The 19,479-nt window shown below is 55.6% G+C and carries 17 protein-coding genes; 7 read left to right on the top strand and 10 right to left on the bottom strand.

Annotated elements, in window-relative coordinates; genetic code table 11:
• Nucleotides 1-49 precede the first annotated feature (49 nt).
• From KHU33_RS21825 to KHU33_RS21815, 3 genes are all read left to right on the top strand, one after another.
• Complete coding sequence (locus KHU33_RS21825; protein ID WP_211466831.1) at nucleotides 50-547, top strand: helix-turn-helix domain-containing protein; 498 nt, start codon at nucleotides 50-52, stop codon at nucleotides 545-547.
• Complete coding sequence (locus KHU33_RS21820; protein WP_211466829.1) at nucleotides 544-996, top strand: hypothetical protein; 453 nt, start codon at nucleotides 544-546, stop codon at nucleotides 994-996. The genes KHU33_RS21825 and KHU33_RS21820 overlap by 4 nt, the downstream gene beginning before the upstream one ends.
• 642 nt (nucleotides 997-1,638) lie before the next feature.
• Nucleotides 1,639-2,229, top strand: a complete 591-nt coding sequence (locus KHU33_RS21815; protein WP_211466827.1) for a hypothetical protein — start codon at nucleotides 1,639-1,641, stop codon at nucleotides 2,227-2,229.
• A gap of 311 nt (nucleotides 2,230-2,540) precedes the next feature.
• Here the strand turns inward: KHU33_RS21815 and KHU33_RS21810 are convergent, their stop codons facing one another.
• A complete protein-coding gene (locus KHU33_RS21810; protein ID WP_211466824.1) occupies nucleotides 2,541-3,182 on the bottom strand; it encodes a LysE family translocator in 642 nt (213 codons plus the stop codon).
• A 286-nt stretch (nucleotides 3,183-3,468) separates the two neighbouring features.
• Between KHU33_RS21810 and KHU33_RS21805 the strand changes: the two genes are divergently transcribed.
• The gene (locus KHU33_RS21805) at nucleotides 3,469-5,049 is read left to right on the top strand and encodes a porin (RefSeq protein WP_211466822.1); all 1,581 of its coding nucleotides are present in this window, start codon (nucleotides 3,469-3,471) and stop codon (nucleotides 5,047-5,049) included.
• Between the two features lie 66 nt (nucleotides 5,050-5,115).
• Here KHU33_RS21805 and cfa read toward each other — a convergent pair whose 3' ends face one another.
• Nucleotides 5,116-6,285: a cyclopropane fatty acyl phospholipid synthase gene (gene cfa, locus KHU33_RS21800; protein ID WP_230414468.1), complete on the bottom strand. Its 1,170-nt coding sequence runs from the start codon at nucleotides 6,283-6,285 to the stop codon at nucleotides 5,116-5,118.
• 190 nt (nucleotides 6,286-6,475) lie between these two features.
• Entirely contained in the window at nucleotides 6,476-7,324 is an 849-nt protein-coding gene (locus KHU33_RS21795; RefSeq protein WP_211466820.1) for an aldo/keto reductase, read from the bottom strand.
• Between KHU33_RS21795 and KHU33_RS21790 the strand changes: the two genes are divergently transcribed.
• Entirely contained in the window at nucleotides 7,303-7,512 is a 210-nt protein-coding gene (locus KHU33_RS21790; RefSeq protein ID WP_211466835.1) for a hypothetical protein, read from the top strand. The genes KHU33_RS21795 and KHU33_RS21790 overlap by 22 nt on opposite strands.
• A 5-nt stretch (nucleotides 7,513-7,517) precedes the next feature.
• A complete protein-coding gene (locus KHU33_RS21785) occupies nucleotides 7,518-8,201 on the top strand; it encodes a DUF4336 domain-containing protein (RefSeq protein WP_230414467.1) in 684 nt (227 codons plus the stop codon).
• Nucleotides 8,202-8,334: 133 nt separating this feature from the next.
• On the opposite strand, the gene KHU33_RS21780 is transcribed toward KHU33_RS21785, so the two are convergent.
• The 4 genes from KHU33_RS21780 to KHU33_RS21765 all read right to left on the bottom strand — a co-directional run bounded on the left by KHU33_RS21780 (nucleotide 8,335) and on the right by KHU33_RS21765 (nucleotide 13,755).
• The gene (locus KHU33_RS21780; protein WP_211466815.1) at nucleotides 8,335-9,822 is read right to left on the bottom strand and encodes an aldehyde dehydrogenase; all 1,488 of its coding nucleotides are present in this window, start codon (nucleotides 9,820-9,822) and stop codon (nucleotides 8,335-8,337) included.
• 90 nt (nucleotides 9,823-9,912) lie between these two features.
• Nucleotides 9,913-11,376 carry an aspartate aminotransferase family protein gene (locus tag KHU33_RS21775; RefSeq protein ID WP_211466813.1) on the bottom strand — a complete coding sequence of 488 codons (1,464 nt, stop codon included), beginning with the start codon at nucleotides 11,374-11,376 and terminating at the stop codon, nucleotides 9,913-9,915.
• 107 nt (nucleotides 11,377-11,483) lie between these two features.
• Entirely contained in the window at nucleotides 11,484-12,854 is a 1,371-nt protein-coding gene (locus KHU33_RS21770; RefSeq protein ID WP_211466811.1) for a glutamine synthetase family protein, read from the bottom strand.
• A gap of 133 nt (nucleotides 12,855-12,987) precedes the next feature.
• Nucleotides 12,988-13,755, bottom strand: coding sequence for a gamma-glutamyl-gamma-aminobutyrate hydrolase family protein (locus KHU33_RS21765; RefSeq protein ID WP_211466809.1), 768 nt, complete (start codon nucleotides 13,753-13,755; stop codon nucleotides 12,988-12,990).
• Between the two features lie 624 nt (nucleotides 13,756-14,379).
• Here KHU33_RS21765 and KHU33_RS21760 point away from each other — a divergent pair.
• On the top strand, nucleotides 14,380-16,152 hold the full coding sequence (locus tag KHU33_RS21760; protein ID WP_211466807.1) for a M14 family metallopeptidase: 1,773 nt from the start codon (nucleotides 14,380-14,382) through the stop codon (nucleotides 16,150-16,152).
• A 554-nt stretch (nucleotides 16,153-16,706) separates the two neighbouring features.
• Here the strand turns inward: KHU33_RS21760 and KHU33_RS21755 are convergent.
• The 3 genes from KHU33_RS21755 to KHU33_RS21745 form a co-directional block, all read right to left on the bottom strand.
• Nucleotides 16,707-18,299 carry a GMC family oxidoreductase gene (locus KHU33_RS21755; RefSeq protein ID WP_211466805.1) on the bottom strand — a complete coding sequence of 531 codons (1,593 nt, stop codon included), beginning with the start codon at nucleotides 18,297-18,299 and terminating at the stop codon, nucleotides 16,707-16,709.
• Nucleotides 18,300-18,461: 162 nt separating this feature from the next.
• Nucleotides 18,462-18,686, bottom strand: a complete 225-nt coding sequence (locus tag KHU33_RS21750) for a hypothetical protein (RefSeq protein ID WP_038492120.1) — start codon at nucleotides 18,684-18,686, stop codon at nucleotides 18,462-18,464.
• 159 nt (nucleotides 18,687-18,845) lie between these two features.
• Nucleotides 18,846-19,175 carry a hypothetical protein gene (locus KHU33_RS21745; protein WP_211466803.1) on the bottom strand — a complete coding sequence of 110 codons (330 nt, stop codon included), beginning with the start codon at nucleotides 19,173-19,175 and terminating at the stop codon, nucleotides 18,846-18,848.
• Nucleotides 19,176-19,479 lie beyond the last annotated feature (304 nt).

The raw sequence follows: 19,479 nt of genomic DNA, 5'->3' as shown, positions 1-19,479 counted from the left end.
CAAAAGGACGTGATTCACGTATTAGCAGTAGTTCATCGAGAATTCGACTATGCAAACAATCACCCGATCGTTCTCCGTATCAGAGCCGACTACGAACGGCTGTCTATTCCTTCCTATTGAAGCAGAATCGTCTGGTACAGTAATTAAAGGCGTTATTGCAACACAATTCATGCGCTTTTCTTTGGATATGTCTGCGCCTGAAAGGCCAGCCGGATTACCAGGAAAATCTATCAATACCCTGGTTCAAAAATGGGAAGAGGATCCGCGAAAGGCACAGGCCTTGCAACGAGCTCGCGCAAGACTAAGCAAAGAAGTGGAAACCAACATTGCTTTATCTCTTGCGCAATTGCGTTTGAGTAAGGGTCTTTCTCAAACCAAATTAGCCGAGCTCATGGGATGTCGACAGCCATATATTGCAAGGCTAGAAACGGGCGAGGACGATATGAAAATGTCGACTATCGAGAAGCTCGCAACGGCACTTGGCTTGCCACTGAATACCATTTTTAGTGCTGTAATGAGAGTTCGATCGGCGAGGACAACTGAATGACTCCCACACCACGTTTGATAAACACGATCTACTGCGATGATGTCAGGATGGAAGTCGGCAACAAACTGTCATATGCGGGGGTGTATGTGTCAGGAATGGAGATCCAACGGCTGGCCGGATCGACGGCTCCCGTGATTCTACCCAAATTATGCGTGGTAATGACTGCGCAGACACCCAAAGAGGATCCATTCGATATTCTTAAATTTCGACTCCTCCGCGATAGTGAACTGCTGCAAGAAATAGAAACGCCACAAGCCAATCTCGCCGAAGCGCGGAAAAAAATTGATCACGAACCAGACGCTATGTTCTACATATTTGGCGCGGTAATCACATTGCAGGCGCTTCCAATAACAAAATCTCAGCAATTGCGCGCTACCATACTTACTGAGAGGGGTGAATTAATGTCTCCGGCTCTACAAATTAAATTATTAGATTCTGAATCAATGTGATTCATCATTTGGAAACAATTTTCGACATAATTCCCCGAGTCGGTGGCGACGAAGAGTTAAAAGAAAATATCTGGATTCACCAAGAAAAGCAGCGCTCTAAATAGCACTGCTTTGGCCAATCAAGGTGCCATCCCGTTTTCTTTGATGAACGCTTGGGCCGCCCTTCCTGTTGCAGTCGCCTGCTCCATCTCCAAAATCAGTGACTTAACAACTCCGTCCACTTCTGAAGAAAGTAGCCGGCCGGCGGTATCGGCGCCATCGCTGCCGCCTGCGCTTTGGGTATTGGCTTGTCCGGTATCCGGACGGCACCAGCGAAACGCTGGCCGGTGCGAAAACTGGCGACCGTCAGGGCATCACTGAGGCCGAACGCATCGCAAAGCGCAAAGCCCTGGACATTCAGGAGGCGTTGATTGTTGTTGGATCAGTCGCGGATATGATTGACCGCTTCAAGACCGACATTGCGCCGACTCACTACCTGGATCAATCAAAAGATGGTCTGGCAGTTCGAGAGAGCGCGTACAAGAATCTGGCCGCCTTCTTCGGGCGGATGAACCCCCAACTCGTTGAAAATGGTTCACGGCTACCAATTTCTCGACGACCGCGCGCGCCGGCGCCCCACTCAAAGCCAACAAGGAAATGGCATTGATGTCGACGATCTGTAACTATGGGATGCGCTGGGGCGTGATCGAGCAAAATCCATTCGTGGGCATGATGCAAAATAAGAAAGACCGCGATGTTCGGACTACAATTTTCCGACGGAAGCCCGGAGAGCCAAGTAATTCGTTGTCGATAACTTGGCTATTGTTGGAAAATTATTCTGCGGCATTGAGCATTGGAGCGGTGGTGCGACGAGTTGAGTGTGGGATTGTGATTCCTGTTGTCGCGGGTTCGAGTCCCGTCAGCCACCCCAGATTCCAGATAGAAATCAATCACTTAGCAGTTACCAGGAAGATTGGTTTTTACTCACAAAAAAGATACACGGCTGCCAGCGATGGTGGCCGTTTTCTTTTGTTCCATTCCCATCCCAGCCGTTTCCTTGATATTTCCACATTTCCGCCACTGATTTCTAGCAATATTGCCGAATGCATACTAATATTGCCTCACTACCAATTCGATAGATTTACTGCAATAGTTTTTAAGAGACAAAAATTCTTCCGCATTGCTGTCCGGCATATAAAACATTGTCAACTCAATAAACAGACAACGGCGCTACGACCCGCTGTTGCTGAATAACAAAGGGAAGTTATGGAATTTCTCGGTGGCGTTTTTATTTTTATCGCTCTGTTGATGATACCGACAGCGGTGATCGGCTTGATCTCGCCGGCCCAACTTGCAAAGAAAGGCGCTACGCCGGCATCCAGAACAAAAATCCTGGGATCATGCCTCGCCTGTTTTCTCCTGTGCATTATCCTCGGCGGCGCAATTGTGCCAAATAAACGCAGCCAGCAAGCACGTATTCCAGTCAATTTGAGCACTGAGCCCGGCGCCGACGTCAGTCATAAAGAATAAAGCGATACGCGGGATGCGCAGTCCCGCAGCCGCGCTCAAGAACTGCGCTTAACAAAAAACAAAGCCGTCCCCACTCCCATCAGCACACCGCCGAAGAAACGGTTCTGTTTCTTGACTGCGCGCGCATCGCGAAAATATCCCTGCATGGTCGATGCGGCAAAGGCGTAACCGTGCATCACCACCAGATCCACCGCGCACATGGTCACGGCCAGCAGCAGTAGCTGCGGCAGCAAGGCGCTGTCAGCGCTGATGAACTGCGGCAGTACCGCCACCATGAAAATGATTCCCTTGGGATTGGTGGCGTTGGTCATGAATCCCAGCAGCATGCGCTTGCGCAAGGTCGGCGGCGTCGATTGCATGGCCGGCTCAGGTTGCTGCAGCGCAGCGACGTCGACCTTGGCGCGCCATTGACTCAAGCCCAGATAAATCAGGTAGAGCGCGCCGACCGTCTTGACCAAAGTGAACAAAGTCTCGGAGGCCAGCAAGATCGACCCCACACCGGCGCCGGCCACAAAAAGTATCAGCAGCAAACCCAGCTGCAAGCCGGCGATGGTGGCGGAGCTTTTCTTTACACCATACGACAAGCCATGCGACATCGACAACACTGCGCCTGAACCGGGAGAAATGGCAATCAGCCAACAGGCGGCAAAAAAAGTAAACCAGGTATGGAAGTTCATGATCAGAAAAAATTATCGGTCTTGAATTGGAGTGAATCAGATTGAATCGGTATAGCAGGATATCACTGACCGTCAATCCTGGCCCCTGCACATCTTGTTAGAAAATTTGCATCCGAACCGGAACAGCAGAACAGCGACGTGCAAATTAGCCACAGGAATTTTCACTGAAAGTCCTGTGGCTGCTGATTATTTTTTAAAAACTTGAGCTAAGTCAACGCCCCGCATCCCTTATTGGCAGCACTCTGAACCGTCGTACCAAAAATTATTCTATAACGATGGAGACCCTATGAAGTTCACATTGAAGCCGCTGCAAGCGGCATTGCTTGTCGCATTTTCGATTCCCTCATTGACGCTGTCCAGCGCAGCCTTGGCCGACGCCGCAACCGACGCGCGCATCGAAGCCCTGGAACAACAGGTAAAAATATTGACGACAAAATTGACGCAAGTGTCGGAGCAAAAGTCGGAGCAAAAAGCGGCACCCGCAGATGCAGCGGCTGCTGTGCCGCCGGCGCTGGCCGAGCGCGCCAGGAAATTCTTTGAGGCGATCAAAGACGTCGAATTCTATGGCAACCTGGATGTATCGGTCGACGGCAGCAGCAAGGGCCTGAAAAATTCCTATAACGATGTGGGCGGCGCCCGGATCGTGTCGCCGGTCGGGCACAACGGCTGGCAATCCGATCTGTCCACCAACCTTTCCTATGTCGGCATCCGCGGCAAACATCCGCTCAGCGATAACATGTCGCTGATCTATCAACTGGAAACCCAGATCGACATTACCGCTACCGCGGGTTCAGCCAACTCCACCAGTGCGCAGGACACTACTGTCAAAGGCGCGCTGACCTCGCGCAACAGTTATGTCGGCTTGGCCGACGCCAGATGGGGCGCAGTGAAGCTGGGGAAGACCGATGCGCCATACAAAACGTCAACCGCTCGCATGAATCCCTTCTCCGGCATGTGGGGCGACTATTCGGTCATCATGGGCAACACCGGCGGCGATAATCGCGTCGAGTTCGGCACCCGTCTTGATCATGCACTCTGGTACGAATCGCCTAAGTGGCGCGGCTGGAGTTTTAATGCGCTGATATCGCCGGGCCAGAACCGCGGCTACGAAAACTCGATCCAGGCCAGCGGCGAATCCAGCTGCACCGGCGGCAACATCCCGGGCAGCGGCGGCGGCGCGATCGCTTGCGTCGACGGCAGTTATGGCAGCGCCTACAGTGCCAGCATCGCCTATGAAAACGGACCGTTGTACGTGACCGGCGCTTATGAGCTGCATTCCAGAGTCAACCGCACCGGGGATGTAAGCGGGACGCCGCAAGCGCTGGCGAATCCGATCGGACTGGATCCCAACGATGTCGGCAATGAGTACGCTTACAAAATCGGCGTCCAGTACGCATTCCCCACAAAAACCACCGTCAGCGCCATCTATGAGGTGATGCGCAGGAATATTCCGGCTTACCTGAAAGAGCAAAACGAGCGCTCGCGCAATGGTTATTGGCTGGCGTTGACGCAAGACCTGACGCCGGTTGACAGCATCTCGCTTGGCTGGGCCCACGCCAACGCCACTTCCGGCGATCCGGGCCAGCACAATACCAGCGCGGCCGACGGCATCGGCACCATCAATCCCGACAATGCCGCCAATATGTACACGCTGGCTTATAAACATAAAATCGACAAGCAAACCACCTGGTATGCGAACTATGCGGTGACAGCCAATCGTCCCTTAGCCCACTATGACCTGGGCGCAGGCGGCCGCGGCGTGACTGCCGATTGCCATGATGGCCAGACGATTGCAGCGGGTGCGCCAAATTGTTATGCGGGTGGACGTTTGCAGGGAGTATCGGCCGGCGTGAACTATAAATTCTGAGATCAAGTCGGCTCGTGCGGCCTGTCGCAGATGGCTATCTCCGTTGAGATAGCCGCCTTTTTTAGTTTATCGCACCGAACGATAGGGCTTGCTGCGTCCGCGCTTGCTGAGTACCAGTTGCCAAAGCTGGCCCTGGCCAGATCGAAAAAATCCCGCCGAAGAGAGTATGAAGTATTTCCACATCCGATAAAAACGCTCGCCGTATTTATCTGCCAGCTGGGGCCATGCGCGTTCGAAATTGTCCCACCAGGCCATCAGGGTCAGATCGTAGTCGCGGCCGAAATTGTGCCAGTCTTCGATCAGGAAGCGCCCTTCCAGCACTTGCGTGATTTCTGTGGCGGACGGCAGATGGCCGTTCGGGAAAATATACTTGTCGAGCCAGACATCTCGCTTCTTTTCGGTCACGTAATTGCCGATGGTATGCAACAAAAACAAGCCCTCCGGCGCCAGCAGTTTTCCCGCCACATCGAAGTAAGTAGCGTAATTCTTGGCGCCGACGTGTTCGAACATGCCGACCGAAACAATCTTGTCATATTGCCCGCTGAGCTGCCGGTAGTCGGTCAGTTCGATGCTGACGGGAAGTCCGGCGCAACGCGCTTGCGCGAGTTTTTGCTGCTCCTTTGAAATCGTGATGCCGACCACTTCGACCTGATAATTTTCAGCGGCGTAACGCGCCAGCCCGCCCCATCCGCAACCGATATCCAGCAGCCGCTCGCCTGCCTTCAATTCCAGTTTGCGGCAAATCAGTTCCAGCTTATGCAGCTGCGCTTCTTCGAGATTGGCGGCGCGCGCCCAATACCCGCAGGAATACATCAGATGCGAATCGAGCATGCTTTCGAACAGATCGTTGCCGATATCGTAGTGCTGTTCGCCGACCTGGAATGCACGGCTCCTGGTTTGCAGATTGAAGAAATTCTGCCGCAGGATTTCCAGGAAAAATTTTATTTTTGCGGGGCCTACCACCGTTTGTTCAAGATCGTGGCTGGTGACCCTGAAGAAAAACTCGTCCAGCTTTTCGCAATCCCAGTCGCCATCCATGTACGACTCGCCGATGCCGAGTTCCCATTTCGAAAACATCTTTTGAAAGAAAACCGGATCATGGATTTGCATATCCCAGGGCTGCTCGCCGTTCAGGCGGATGCCCGCATGCTCGAACAGCTGCTGGATGATTCTCGGCGCGTTTGCCGTCATATCAAGCGCTGCCGGATTGGTCTTGCCGATGCCCGTTTTATCCATGTAGTGCTTCCTTCAGAGCTAGTGTTATGGAACAGCTTCTGTATCGGTGCAAAGCTACAGCGGCGGTTACACCAACGGCCAACGCACAAACCGCTGCGGCTACTAAAATTTTCTGCAATGGCGGCCAGCGAAGCCGTGCTTAGCTTAGGCCGGCTTGGAAGTGTCGTCCAGCGCCGCGCTGACCACCTGCTTATCTCATCGCCAGCGGAATACTCCGAAGCGGCGGAGAAAACGCTTGGTCTAATTCCAGGAGATCTTGTGCCGTGAGCACGATGTCCAGCGCTGCGCGATTCTCTCGGACATGAAGCGGATCGACTGCCTTTGGAATGACAATGATCTGCTCCTGCCGCAGCAGCCATGCCAAAGCTATCTGCGCCGCGCTAACCTCATGTCGCCTGGCGACAGCTTTCAGCTGCGGGTTATTTAGCAGCCGCCGTTGCTCGCTGGCCGCCGATTCGAGCGGCGAATACGCCATCACCGGCACGGAGCGCCGGCGGCACCAGGGCAGCAAGTCCCATTCAATCCCGCGCCGCATCAGATTGTAGAGCACCTGGTTGACCGCGATCTGTTCGCCACCCGGCAGTTCGCACGCTTCCAGCATGTCGCTGCTGTCGAAATTGCTGACGCCGAAATCGCGTATTTTTCCTGCCTTTTTGAGCGCAGCCAATGCCTCAAGCGTTTCCGCCAACGGAACCGCGCCGCGCCAGTGAAGCAGGTAGAGATCGATATACTCGCTGCCAAGCCGGCGCAAGCTGCGCTCACAGGCAGCTTGCATCCCGCGTCGATCAGCGTTATGCGGATATACCTTGCTGACCAAAAACGCTTCGCTGCGACGCCCCAGGATTGCCTTACCCACTATTTCTTCAGCGCCGCCGTCGGCATACATTTCCGCCGTATCAATCAAGGTTATCCCGAGATCCATGCCCAGTCGAAGCGCGTCGATTTCTCGTTGCTTCTGAACCGGATCTTCTCCCATGTACCATGTTCCCTGTCCCAATATAGGAATTGCACTGCCCGATGGCAAAAGCAAAGTCTTCATTGTCAGCTCAGTCTCAAAAAAAAATGGACATAGGCGATGTTACGCCTAGACGGCATCAACCCCAAGAATTTTCCGTTTGCCGCGCCGAAAATCTTGCGGCAGGCAACCGCTCTATCTCGGAACGTGCGCATGGCCTTGATCAGCGTAAAATCCATTGCCATCGAACCGACAAAACAAAAAAAGGATGACCGCAATGCTGCAAACCATCGCTCCCGATATCTGGCACGCACAACACAGTTTCATCATCGCTGGTCTGCGCGTCTCCTCCCGCATGACGGTGGTGCGCCTTCAAAATTCCGGGCTATGGCTACACTCGCCGGTGCCGCTGTCGCCGGCAATCCGCTCGCAACTTGCGGCGCTGGGCGAAGTGCAATTTATCGTTGCACCGAGCAAGACGCATCATCTGTTCGTCGGCGAATATCTCGACGCTTTTCCGCAAGCCAGGTTATATGGCGCCCCTGGTCTGCATGCCAAGCGGCCCGACTTACAAGGCTTGCGCGAACTGACGCCGGAAGTCGAACCGGAATGGCGCGAGGATTTCGAGCAGATCTTTTTCGCCGGCATTCCGCTTGGTAATGAAACCGTCTGGTTTCACAAAAACTCGCGCACGCTGATCGTCACCGACTTATGCCAGTGGTGGCGCGGCGATTTGTCGCTGGCGGCAAAACTATATGCCGGGCTGAGCGGTGTCCGCAGCCGGCTCGCGGTGCCGCGGACAATCCGTCTACTGGTTAAAGATCGCCGGGCGGCACGGGCCAGCGCCCATAGAATCCTGGAATGGCCGTTCGAACGCGTGGTGCTCGCCCACGACACCATCGTCGAACAAGGCGCGCACCAAGCAGTGGAAAAAGCCTTTGCTTACTTTGACAAGTTGTGACAGATAGTCCCGCGATCGTATTCAAGAGTGACGACAAGTTGACAACCCGGACGCTGACAAAGCTTGCAGAAAGGCCGCATATAAAACGTCCGCCCTTGAAAATTTTGCGAGCAGCGTCCATAGGAATCCATGCCTAGACGATCTTGATCCAGGTAGTCTTCAGTTCCATGTATTTATCAAATGCGTGCAAAGATTTGTCGCGACCGTTACCGGATTGCTTGTAGCCGCCGAACGGCACCGTCATATCGTCTTCGTCATACTGATTGACGTGTACCGTGCCGACCCGCAGTGCGCGCGCAGCCTGGTGCGCCTTGCGCAGGTCAGAAGTCCATACCGCTGCCTGCAAGCCGAATGCGGTTGCGTTCGCCGCCTGGATCGCATCGTTCAAATCGATGAAACCGAGCACCGACAGCACCGGCCCGAAAATTTCCTCGCGCGCGATCTTCATCGTGCTGGTGACGTTATCGAACAAGGTCGGCTCGATGTAATAACCGCCCGTTCCGCTGCGGACCTGCTGTCCGCCTGCCAGCAGTTGTGCGCCTTCCGCCTTGCCCGATTCGATAAAGCCTAGTATCGAGTTCATCTGGATATTGTCGACGATGGCGCCCATCACGGTGGTTTCGTCCAACGGATCGCCAGGTTGGAAATTCGGCAGCAGCGCCAGTGCTTTGGCAAGGAATTGATCCTTGATCGATTCCTCGACGAATAAACGCGAGGGTGCGTTACAGCTCTCGCCCTGATTGAAATACACCGCACCTACTGCCGCCCGCACAGCGGCATCCAGATCCGGGCAATCGGCGCACACAATGTTGGGCGACTTGCCGCCCAGTTCGGTCCAGACCCGCTTCAGATTGGACTGTCCCGCATATTGCATAATCTGCTTGCCTGTCCGCGTGGAACCGGTAAAACCGATGCAGTCGACTTCCATGTGCAAGGCTAGCGCGCTACCGGCCTCATGGCCGTAACCCGGCGCCACATTGAAAACGCCAGGTGGAATACCGGCTTCCAGTGCGATTTCCGCCAGGCGCAGCGCCGACAGCGGCGACTTTTCCGAGGGCTTCAGCACGACGCTGTTGCCGGCAGCCAGCGCCGGTGCAATTTTCCAGGAAGCCATCAGCATCGGGTAGTTCCACGGCACCACCGCAGCCACCACGCCGACCGGTTCGCGCGTGATAAGCGCCAGGCAAGTGTCAGGTGTCGGGGCGATTTCGTCATAAATCTTGTCGATGGCTTCGCCGTACCAGCGAATGCAGTTGGCTGCCGCCGGCACATCCACGCTACGGCTGTATTTGATCGGCTTGCCCATATCCAGCGTTTCCAGCAAAGCCAGCTCATCCCGGTGCTGCAGCAGCAAATCGGCAAACTTGATCATGGTGCGCTTGCGCGCCGCCGGCGCCGTCCCGGCCCAGCGGCGGTCGTCGAAAGCGGCCCGCGCGGCGTTCACCGCGAGGCCGATATCGCCCGCATCGCAACGCGCCACATCGGCCAGCTTGCGGCCGTCGATGGGAGAAATGCAGTCGAACACTGCACCTGACAACGCTGCCACGCGTTCACCGCCGATGAAAGCGCGTCCGTCAGGTTTCAGTTCCGCTGCGCGATCATGCCAAGATATGTTTGTCATTTGAGTCTCCTTTTAATCTGGGTAGATTGGGATCAAGTTTGGAGCGTTGCGCCTGGATGGCAGGATCGAGATTCGTTGCGCGACCCTCGCCTAAATGTTCTCGGTTGCCTGTGCCGGCGCCGGCATCAATCCCCGTTGCGTCAAATCAGCCAAGGTCATGTCGAGGCAAGCGCGAATCAAGTCCACCATTTCGTCAATCTCTGCATGCGCCATGATCAACGGCGGCGCGATAATCATGCGCTCGCCGACGGCGCGCATGATCATCCCGTTATTGAACATATGGCTGCGGCAGATCATACCGACATCCAGTTTTGCATCGAATAACCGGCAATCATGCAAGCTGGCCGCTTTTTTCTGCACCAGATTAAGGCCCGCCACAAACCCGCAAGTTTCCGCAGCGCCGACCAAGAGATGATTTGCCAGCGTTTCGAATTTCCGCTTCAGATAGGGGCCAGTGTCATCGCGCACCCGGCCGACCAGTTTTTCTTCTTCGATGATGCGAATGTTTTCCAAGGCAGCGGCGCAGGCAACCGGATGGCCGGAATAGGTAAAGCCGTGGTTGAAGTCCCCGCCCTTTTCGATCAGCACGTCCGCTACACGGTCACCGACCAGCACGCCGCCCAGCGGTACATAACCGGAGGTCACGCCTTTGGCGAACGTCATCAGGTCAGGTTTGACGCCGAAATATTCGGAACCGAACCAATGACCGAGACGACCAAAGCCGCAAATCACTTCGTCGGCGATCAGCAAAATCCCGTATTTGTCGCAGATACGCTGAATCTCGGGCCAGTAGGTGGCAGGCGGGATAATGACGCCGCCGGCGCCTTGCACTGGCTCGCCGATGAAAGCGGCGACCTTGTCAGCACCGATTTCCAGAATTTTTTTCTCCAGCCAGGACGCCGCTTCGATACCGAATTCTTCCGGCGTCTTGCCCTTGCCTCCTTCCAGGTAATACGGCTGGCCGATATGGACGATGCCCGGAATCGGCAAGCCGCCCTGCTGGTGCATGCCGGACATGCCGCCTAACGAAGCACCTGCCATTGTGCTGCCGTGGTAGGCGTTGTGACGGCTGATGATGACATGCCGGTCTTGATAACCTTGCAGGTCCCAGTAGCGGCGCACCATGCGGATAATCGTGTCATTGCCCTCAGAGCCGGAACCGGTAAAAAAGACATGGTTGAATTGCGGTGGCGAAATCTCAACCAGTTTGGCCGCCAGTTGCACCGCCGGTACATTGGTAGTCTGGAAAAAACTGTTATAGAAAGGCAATTGCTGCATCTGTGCATAGACCGCATCGGCGATGCTCTTTCGGCCGTAGCCGACATTCATGCACCACAAACCGGACATGCCGTCGAGCAGCCGCTTTCCTTCCGAATCCCAGATGTAGATGCCTTCGCCCTTTACCATGACGCGTGCGCCATGGCTGGCCAACGCCTTTGAATCAGTGAACGGGTGCAGATAATGGGCTGCGTCCAACTCCTGGATAACGCGGGTATTGACGGCGGCTTGCGCCACGGACTGACGGGATGCGGATGCGCGTGTATTTGAATGCATGATCAACCTTCGGTTCCAGTTGCTGTTTCATAAAAGCGCCAAGCACAGGGAGCCGGGCGCTGTGGTCCGTGGCGTATTGCGGCACGCGTCTCCCTTCATGGCGAATATCAGACATGCAGCAGCAGATGTTCACGTTCCCACGGGCTGATCACCTGCATGAACTCCGCGTATTCCAGATCCTTGATGGCGGCATAGACATCGACAAAACGGTCGCCCAGCACCTGGCGCAAGTGTGTCTCGTTGCGCAAGCCTTCAAGCGCTTCGGACAAACTTTGCGGCAATTGATAGTCAAGGTCGTACGCGCTGTCTACTGTCATCGGAGTTGGCTCCAGCTGTTCGACCATGCCCAGATAACCGCAAGCCAGCGTTACCGCCAGCGCCAGATACGGATTCGCATCGGCGCCTACCACCCGGTTCTCGACGCGACGATCTTGCGGCTCCGATTCGGGCACCCGGAAACCGACTGTACGGTTATCCTTGCCCCACTGGATGTTGATCGGTGCAGCGGTATGGCGCACCATGCGGCGATACGAATTCACATACGGCGCCACAATCGCCATCGCCGCCGGCATGTAACGCTGCAGACCGCCGATGTAATACGAAAACGCCTGGGAGGCCGTGCCGTCCGGGTTGCTGAAGATATTCTTGCCACTCTTCGAGTCGACCACGCTTTGATGAATGTGCATTGCCGAACCGGGCTCGCCGGTCATCGGCTTGGCCATGAAAGTCGCATACATATCGTGCTTCAACGCCGCCTCGCGCAGGGTACGCTTGAAGAAGAAGACCTTGTCGGCCAGACCGAGGGGCCCGCCGTGCAAAAAATTGATTTCCATCTGGCCGGCGCCGATCTCATGGATCAGCGTATCGACATCGAGCTGCATCAGTTCGCAATAATCGTAGATATCCTCGAATAGCGGATCGAACTCGTTGACGGCGTCAATGCTGTATATCTGGCGACTGGTTTCCGACCTGCCGCTGCGGCCCGCCGGCGGCCGCAACGGCAGATCGGGATCGATATTCTTGGCGGTCAGATAAAACTCAAGTTCGGGCGCCACGATCGGGGTCCAGTCCTTTTCGGCGTATAGTTTCAGCACGCGGCGCAGCACTGAACGCGGCGCGAAATCGACCAGCGTGCCATCGGAAAAATAGCAATCATGGATTACCTGCGCGGTCGGGTCGACCGCCCACGGCACCAGCGCAATGGTATTGGGATCGGCCCGCAGAATCATGTCGCGGTCGGTAGCCGAAATAGCGCGTTCGTAAGCCGCGTCGGCGGTTGGATAGTTACCGGTCACCGTCATTCCAAGCACCGCTTCCGGCATGCGCATGCCACGTTCTTCCGTGAATTTGGTGCGCGGCATGATCTTGCCGCGTGCGACACCGGTCAAATCCGGCACCAGGCATTCGATTTCAGTGATCTGCTTATTGTTGAGCCACTGCTCCATGTCGTTGTAGGAAAAATTTTCACGTATAGACATACTGTTCTCCTCATTTCGTTTGCTGTTGCACCGAACCTGCCCGCATGCAGCGCTCCGCTTTTTTCTGCGCTACCTGATCATGCTGGCGATAAGCGGCGCGACGGTGCTTCCGGCGCAAAAATTCTCAGATTTTTCATGCACCCGCCCTCTGTTTTTGTAATTTATATTGGCGACAGGCGGCGCCAAACGCGGCGAGCAATTTCATCGAATCGGGATTTTCGGCAATCTTCCACTCCGGATGCCATTGCAGCGCCAGCGTGAAGCCGGCAGCATCCCGTATGCTGAACGCTTCGACTAGGCCGTCGTCCGCGCGCGCTTCCACGCAGAGACCCGGCGCCAGACGGTCGAGGCCTTGCCCATGCAGGGAATTCACCGCCAGTTCGCTGGCGCCGTCCAGTATCTTGGAGATGCGTCCGCCGGAGGTCAGCGTAACGCGGTGTGCCGGACCGTACTGTACGTCCAGCGGGTCTGATTCGTGATCGCGATGGTCCATCATGCCAGGCACCTCATGTACCGCCTGATGCAGGGAGCCGCCCAAGGCAACATTGATTTCCTGGGCGCCGCGGCAAATCGCCAGCAGCGGAATCCCGCGTTCCACAGCTAAGCGGATCAGCGGCATCGTAGTCGCATCGCGCGCGGCATCCAGCGGCAACTCCGGCGTCAATATTTCTTGACCGAAAAGTGCCGGATGCACATTCGATGGCGAACCCGTCAGCAGAATGCCATCGGCAGCCTCCAGCACCGCCTCCCAATCGGTTTTCGCTCCAAAGGCGGGCAAGACCAAAGGCATGCAGTCAGCGCCGAGCCAGATAGCGTCAACGTACTTCATTTGGGCAAGGTAATAACTATCGCTGTCGATCTGCTTGGTGCAGGAGGGAACAATAATGATTGGACGTTGCATGATTTATCCGCGCCAAAAATTTATGTCAAGACTCCACGCCCGGAATGGGTGCAGAACAATTTCCGCATTAAGAAGCAATTTGTACAAAATCATTTTTTTTTAACGCACCGCTTTCTAACTGGAAATGCATGCGCATTTCCCTCCTGGCGAATTAATTAAAATTATCTCATTACCAATTCAGCATTATTGGGAGTGCCACTTTGGCTATCTTGATGGAAGCAGATTGTTTCCCACGCCTGCCGCTGAGGGTTTCATCATCAGTTTAACCGGCAGCGGCAAGCCTCGCTGCCGTCAAGCTCGTAGCCTAAGTGCACACTACCTGGGTCGAAAACCCGTGCTACCGGGGCGCACGGCGCATATTCGAATCCTGCGGAATAACTCTGCACCCTATCGCAGTCGATGCCGAAGGCAACGCTCCGAGCGAGGGCGATTTGGCGACCAGGCCGCGCCTGATCTGCATGATCTATATAGGTCCGGTTCAATCAAAACATAGAGACCATTTTCTATAAGCGTCAACATGGTAATTTAGTTCTTGTCGGCAATATTTTGCCAGGCGCGCTAAAATCCTCCGCACATTTTGTTGTCCCTCGTTCAAACCGTTGGAGCTTGATTGGAGCCTAATTCATGCTGCGTTCTGCTGTGCTGTCCACCCTGCTTACCCTCCCCGTTACTCCTTTCGCCAATGCCGCCGCCGATCCGCTCAGCACTATCGCCGAGCGTTCCGGCTTCCAGAAAACCGGGCGCTACGAAGAAGTCGTCGCGCTCTGCGCCGCCTTCCAGAAAGCCTATCCGAAGCAAGTCCGTTGCACGGAATTCGGCCGCACGCCGGAAGGCCGGCCGATGCTGGCGCTAATCGCCTCGCGCAGCGGCGCCTTGAGTGCGGAAGCTGCACACAAGCGCGGTTTGCCGGTGCTGCTGTTACAAGGCGGCATCCATGCCGGTGAAATCGACGGCAAGGATGCCGGCTTCCTGGCTCTGCGCGAAGCCTTGCAAGACACTGCCGCCAATAGTGTGCTGAGCAAGCAAGTGCTGGTCTTTGTACCGGTGTTCAATATCGACGGCCATGAGCGTTTTGGCCGCTGGAATCGCCCCAATCAACGTGGCCCGGAAGCAATGGGCTGGCGCACCACCGGCCAGAACTTCAACCTGAATCGCGATTACGCCAAAGCCGACGCGCCGGAAATGCAGGCCATGCTGCAACTGGTCAATCGCTGGGATCCGCTGGCCTATATCGACCTGCATGTCACCGATGGCGCCAAGTTCGAGCATGACGTCTCGATCCAGGTCGAGCCGGTGCACGCCAGCGATCTGGCATTGCGCAAGGATGGCGAGGCATTGCGCGACAATGTGATCAGCGATCTGGCCCGGCAAGGTTCGCTGCCGCTGCCTTTCTACATGTCGTTCAAGGTCGACGACGACCCTAGTTCCGGTTTTGTCGACGATGTCTCGCCGCCGCGTTTTTCTACCGGTTATTTCCATCTGCGCAATCGCTTCGGGATGCTGGTCGAAACCCATTCCTGGAAAGATTATCCGACCCGCGTGCGCATCACCCACAACACGATTGTCTCGGTCATGGCGCAGATCGCCGCGCACGGCAGCGACTGGCTGAAGACCGCGCAACAAGCCGATCTGCGGGCGGCGCAGTTGGCCGGCCAGGCGGTTGCGTTGAGCTACAAGGTGAGCGACAAGACCCGCCCGGTGGCGTTTCGCGGTTATGAATATACGCGCACGCCGTCGGATATTTCGGGCGCGCTGATGACGCGTTACGATGAGAGCAGACCGCAAATCTGGAACGTGACCGTACGCGACGACCTGCACCCCGATCTGAGCGTCAACGCACCGCAGGCCGGTTATCTGGTACCGGCCGCACATGCCGCCTGGATCGCACAAAAACTGCAGCAGCACGGAATTGCTTTCCGCGTATTGCCGACAGCGCTGAACCGGGTCGAGCTGGAAACTTTCCGCGCCGCCAAAACCGGTTTTGATCCACAGTCTTTGGAAAGCCACCAGCGTCTGAAGCTGGAAGGCGCATGGCAAAACGAAACGCGCGACCTCGGCGCCGGCGCATTGTTTGTACCGATAGCGCAGCCCAAGGCGCGGCTGGTGATGGCGTTGCTAGAGCCGCAGGCGCCCGATTCGCTGGCGGCGTGGGGACGTTTCAACAATGCGTTCGAGAAGAAAGAATATATGGAGGCGTATGTGGCGGAAGACGTTGCTCGCCAACAGCTGGCGGCGGATCCGGCGCTAGCTGCAGAATTCAGGCAAAAGCTGGCTGACGATCCGGAATTTGCCAAGGATCCGGCGGCGCGGCTGGAGTTTTTCGCGCGCCGCCATTCTTCCTGGGATCAACGCTTTAACTTGTATCCGGTGATGAGGACTGCCGTCGTGCCGGGATAAGCCTGCATTGAAATTGCCTTATACCAACCCTTTAACCGTTTATCGGCAAGCAGTTGGATCGGCTTGCTGGCAGCCGCTCTCGACTAGAGCAGGCGGCGTGCCGGACAGGAATTACTTCTGTGCGTCGCCGATTTTTTTCGACAGATAAAAACGTACTGCAAAAGCAGCGACAACGGCGAACAACGGCAAGGTTTGAATGAAGTTCATGGCAGGGCTCCGAATAAATAGGCTGTAATTCAGCTGTGTTGATGCGTTGCAGCATATAAAAACGGGGAACATATTGCCAATTCTTATTTCTGATTCCTTATATAAGTTTCGTGAATATCACTGCGATACTGAATCCAGCCCCGAAATATAAAAAGCCCGCTATCTTTAACGATGCGGGCTTTCCTTGTCTCCTCACCTCTAGAGAGATGGACTCTTTTTTGCGTGAAGCGATACTGAGCCAAAAAACTTTAGCCGTCATCATGCGCCGCAACATTGCGTTGTTTTGCACCAACATGCAAAGATAGCGCTTGTATGCTGATGCGGTTTTCGCGTAAGGATCCGTTTTTTCATCGCCCCTGCCGGATAAAATCCACCGCTTTCTCGGCAATCATGATGGTCGGCGCATTAGTATTGCCGCCAATTAGGGTGGGCATGATCGAGGCATCGACTACCCGCAAACCCAGGATTCCATGAACCCTTAAGGTCGGATCGACGACAGCGTTCTGGTCGACGCCCATTTTGCAGCTGCCGGCAGGATGGTAGACCGTATCGACGTACTGCCTCAAAACGGCGCGTATCTGCTCGTCAGACTGCACATCTGCGGTACGTATGTCGCGTTTGCTGTAAGCAGCCAGCGCTGGCGCTGCAAGCAATTTGCGGGTCACCTTGAAACCCTCCACCATGTCTTCCAGATCTTGTGGATCGTCCAGGAATTTAGGGTCGATCAGGGGCGCATCCTGCGGATTGGTATTGCGCAAACTGAGGGTTCCCTTGCTCTTCGGCCGCAACAGGCAAACGTGGCAGGAAAATCCATGCCCCATACGCGGCTTGCGAGCGTGATCCTCAAGACAGCCGACGACGAAATGCAATTGCAGATTTGGCGCCGGCAAATCTGGCCGGGTCTTCAAGAAACCGCCGCACTCGGCCACATTGCTGGTCAGCATGCCGCGTCTCTCCTTGCGAAAACGCTGTAGTTCCTTGAACAGCCGCAACGAACCGCCAGCCGAGATGCCGAAGGTGTCCAGGCTGTCCGATTGATGACAAAACACAAAATCGGGATGGTCTTGCAGATTCTTGCCGACGCCGGGTAAATGATGTTGCACCTGAATCCCCAGTTTGCGCAGTTCGGCGCCGTCGCCGATGCCTGACAACATCAGCAACTGCGGCGACTGCAAAGCGCCGGCGGCCAGAATCACTTCACGCCGTGCGCGCAGCACGCGCAACTTGCCGCCCTGCCTGACTTCCACGCCTACCGCCCGCCCCTGCTCAATGATCAGGCGCTCGGCATAGGCGCCGGTTTCTACGCATAGATTGCTGCGCCCCAGATGCGGCATCAAGTAGCCGCGTGCGGCGCTCCAGCGCTCGCCATTTTTTTGCGTGACTTGGTAAACACCCAGTCCCTCTTGCTGCTCGCCGTTGAAATCCGCACTGAGCGGATAACCGGCCTGGCGCGCAGCTTCCAGATAATGCTGCTGAATCGGATTATCGGTGCGCAGATCGCTGACCCACAAAGGCCCGTCTTGACCGTGCCAGACGTTGAAAAATCGTTCGTTATGCTCGGACTTCTTGAAATAGGGCAGCACATCGTCGAAGGACCAGCCGCTGTTGCCAAGCTCTGCCCAATGATCGTAATCGGAGCGATGGCCCCGGACATAAACCATGGCATTGATCGCCGACGATCCGCCCAATGCCTTGCCGCGCGGCTGATAGCCCCGGCGGCCGTTGAGTCCGGCTTGCGGCACGGTTTCGAAAGCCCAGTTGTTGAGCTTGGTCGGCACCATGACAGCCGCTCCGACCGGCATCTTCACAAGCCAGCTATCGCCGCTGCCGCCGGCCTCTAGCAAACATACCGACAGTTCCGAATCTTCCGTCAGGCGGCCCGCCATCACGCTGCCGGCCGAACCGCCGCCCACTACGATAAAGTCGAATTCATCATTCACCGCGCATCTCCCGTTCTGGTTATATTTATGCTTTGCAGATCGACAAGCCTGCTTAGGCAACAAATTTAACAGCTGCGGGGAGATCACGCCATGCGGCGAATTAGAGAGTTTGTTTCAATTGCCCAGAATATTCAGGCGCTTGCGCAAGATAAAACTGCGGATTCAATGCGCTTTAGACATCACGACCAGCCATTTGCGAAATAGCAATATTTCCAAATGCCCGGCCTGGATGCCGGCATTGCATTCGACTACGGGATTGCTTCGGTACAGGCGCTTGTAGAAATCGCGGCAGATGAATAACTCACGCTTGCCGAAACGCATCAGGATTGAGGAAGGGGTAGACTCCATACCAAAGCGGGAGCCGGAGGTAATGTCCAAGTTCGTCATGGCAGCAATTCCAATCTCGTTGAAGGGAATTGCACTGTACCATAACTACTGTACATTCATACAGTAAAATGCCATGTGTCTGTTTTTAGTCACGCCGCAAGCTGGCGACCGGTACAGCTTGCAGCTAGATGGCTCACTGGCGTGGCTCATTAGCGTAAATTAACGACGCCAGCCGCGATCATGCCAATCACGCTCTCGCCACTCATGGTCATACCAGCCGCGTCCGCCGCGCCAATAGCCCGGACGGCCGTAGTAAGCCGGCGGATAGTAACCTGGGGCGCCATACACTACGACAGGCGGCGGCGCCACATACACCGGCGGCGGTGGCGCGTAGTAGACAGGTGGCGGATTGTAATAGACCGGTGGCGGCGCGTAATAGCCCGGGACACCGATATTCACCGACCAGTGTGCTCCGGCAAACGCTGGGGCGGCCGAGAACGCACCAACGGCAAGCAATCCAAGCAGGGCGATGCGCATGGCTTTTTTCATGGCAGTTCTCGATGGCTTTGAGTTAAACATACCTATATTTAACCTAATTTTTCAGCGCCGCGCCACGCACAAGTCGTAAGGCCTGTAACAACATGTATCGTCGTATGTGAAATGTAGTTTTTTCTTACACGCGGAATTAGGGCCTGTTAACAATTGATTTGGGAGTGCGAACGCGCGGCAGGCGTTGCGTGCCTTGGCGCAGCGACGCGACGTGGCGGTGCCACCGAATGTTACATCATGGAGCTGCAACAACGGCATGCGACGCCTGCAGCCGTTCCCGAAGGGTTCCAACCAAAACGTGCGC

The organism is Collimonas silvisoli (assembly GCF_018305005.1).
GTDB lineage: Bacteria > Pseudomonadota > Gammaproteobacteria > Burkholderiales > Burkholderiaceae_D > Collimonas > Collimonas silvisoli.
The sequence above is the reverse complement of the archived record's forward strand: the minus strand, read 5'-3'. Positions and strand labels throughout refer to the sequence as shown.

What these genes read in the sequence shown, in the direction of transcription:
- KHU33_RS21825 (WP_211466831.1), top strand. Translation starts at nt 50, where the DNA reads ATGCAAACAATCACCCGATCGTTCTCCGTATCAGAGCCGACTACGAAC.
- KHU33_RS21820 (WP_211466829.1), top strand. Translation starts at nt 544, where the DNA reads ATGACTCCCACACCACGTTTGATAAACACGATCTACTGCGATGATGTC.
- KHU33_RS21810 (WP_211466824.1), bottom strand. Translation starts at nt 3,182, where the DNA reads ATGAACTTCCATACCTGGTTTACTTTTTTTGCCGCCTGTTGGCTGATT.
- KHU33_RS21805 (WP_211466822.1), top strand. Translation starts at nt 3,469, where the DNA reads ATGAAGTTCACATTGAAGCCGCTGCAAGCGGCATTGCTTGTCGCATTT.
- cfa (WP_230414468.1), bottom strand. Translation starts at nt 6,285, where the DNA reads ATGGATAAAACGGGCATCGGCAAGACCAATCCGGCAGCGCTTGATATG.
- KHU33_RS21790 (WP_211466835.1), top strand. Translation starts at nt 7,303, where the DNA reads ATGGCAAAAGCAAAGTCTTCATTGTCAGCTCAGTCTCAAAAAAAAATG.
- KHU33_RS21795 (WP_211466820.1), bottom strand. Translation starts at nt 7,324, where the DNA reads ATGAAGACTTTGCTTTTGCCATCGGGCAGTGCAATTCCTATATTGGGA.
- KHU33_RS21785 (WP_230414467.1), top strand. Translation starts at nt 7,518, where the DNA reads ATGCTGCAAACCATCGCTCCCGATATCTGGCACGCACAACACAGTTTC.
- KHU33_RS21780 (WP_211466815.1), bottom strand. Translation starts at nt 9,822, where the DNA reads ATGACAAACATATCTTGGCATGATCGCGCAGCGGAACTGAAACCTGAC.
- KHU33_RS21775 (WP_211466813.1), bottom strand. Translation starts at nt 11,376, where the DNA reads ATGCATTCAAATACACGCGCATCCGCATCCCGTCAGTCCGTGGCGCAA.
- KHU33_RS21770 (WP_211466811.1), bottom strand. Translation starts at nt 12,854, where the DNA reads ATGTCTATACGTGAAAATTTTTCCTACAACGACATGGAGCAGTGGCTC.
- KHU33_RS21765 (WP_211466809.1), bottom strand. Translation starts at nt 13,755, where the DNA reads ATGCAACGTCCAATCATTATTGTTCCCTCCTGCACCAAGCAGATCGAC.
- KHU33_RS21760 (WP_211466807.1), top strand. Translation starts at nt 14,380, where the DNA reads ATGCTGCGTTCTGCTGTGCTGTCCACCCTGCTTACCCTCCCCGTTACT.
- KHU33_RS21750 (WP_038492120.1), bottom strand. Translation starts at nt 18,686, where the DNA reads ATGACGAACTTGGACATTACCTCCGGCTCCCGCTTTGGTATGGAGTCT.
- KHU33_RS21745 (WP_211466803.1), bottom strand. Translation starts at nt 19,175, where the DNA reads ATGAAAAAAGCCATGCGCATCGCCCTGCTTGGATTGCTTGCCGTTGGT.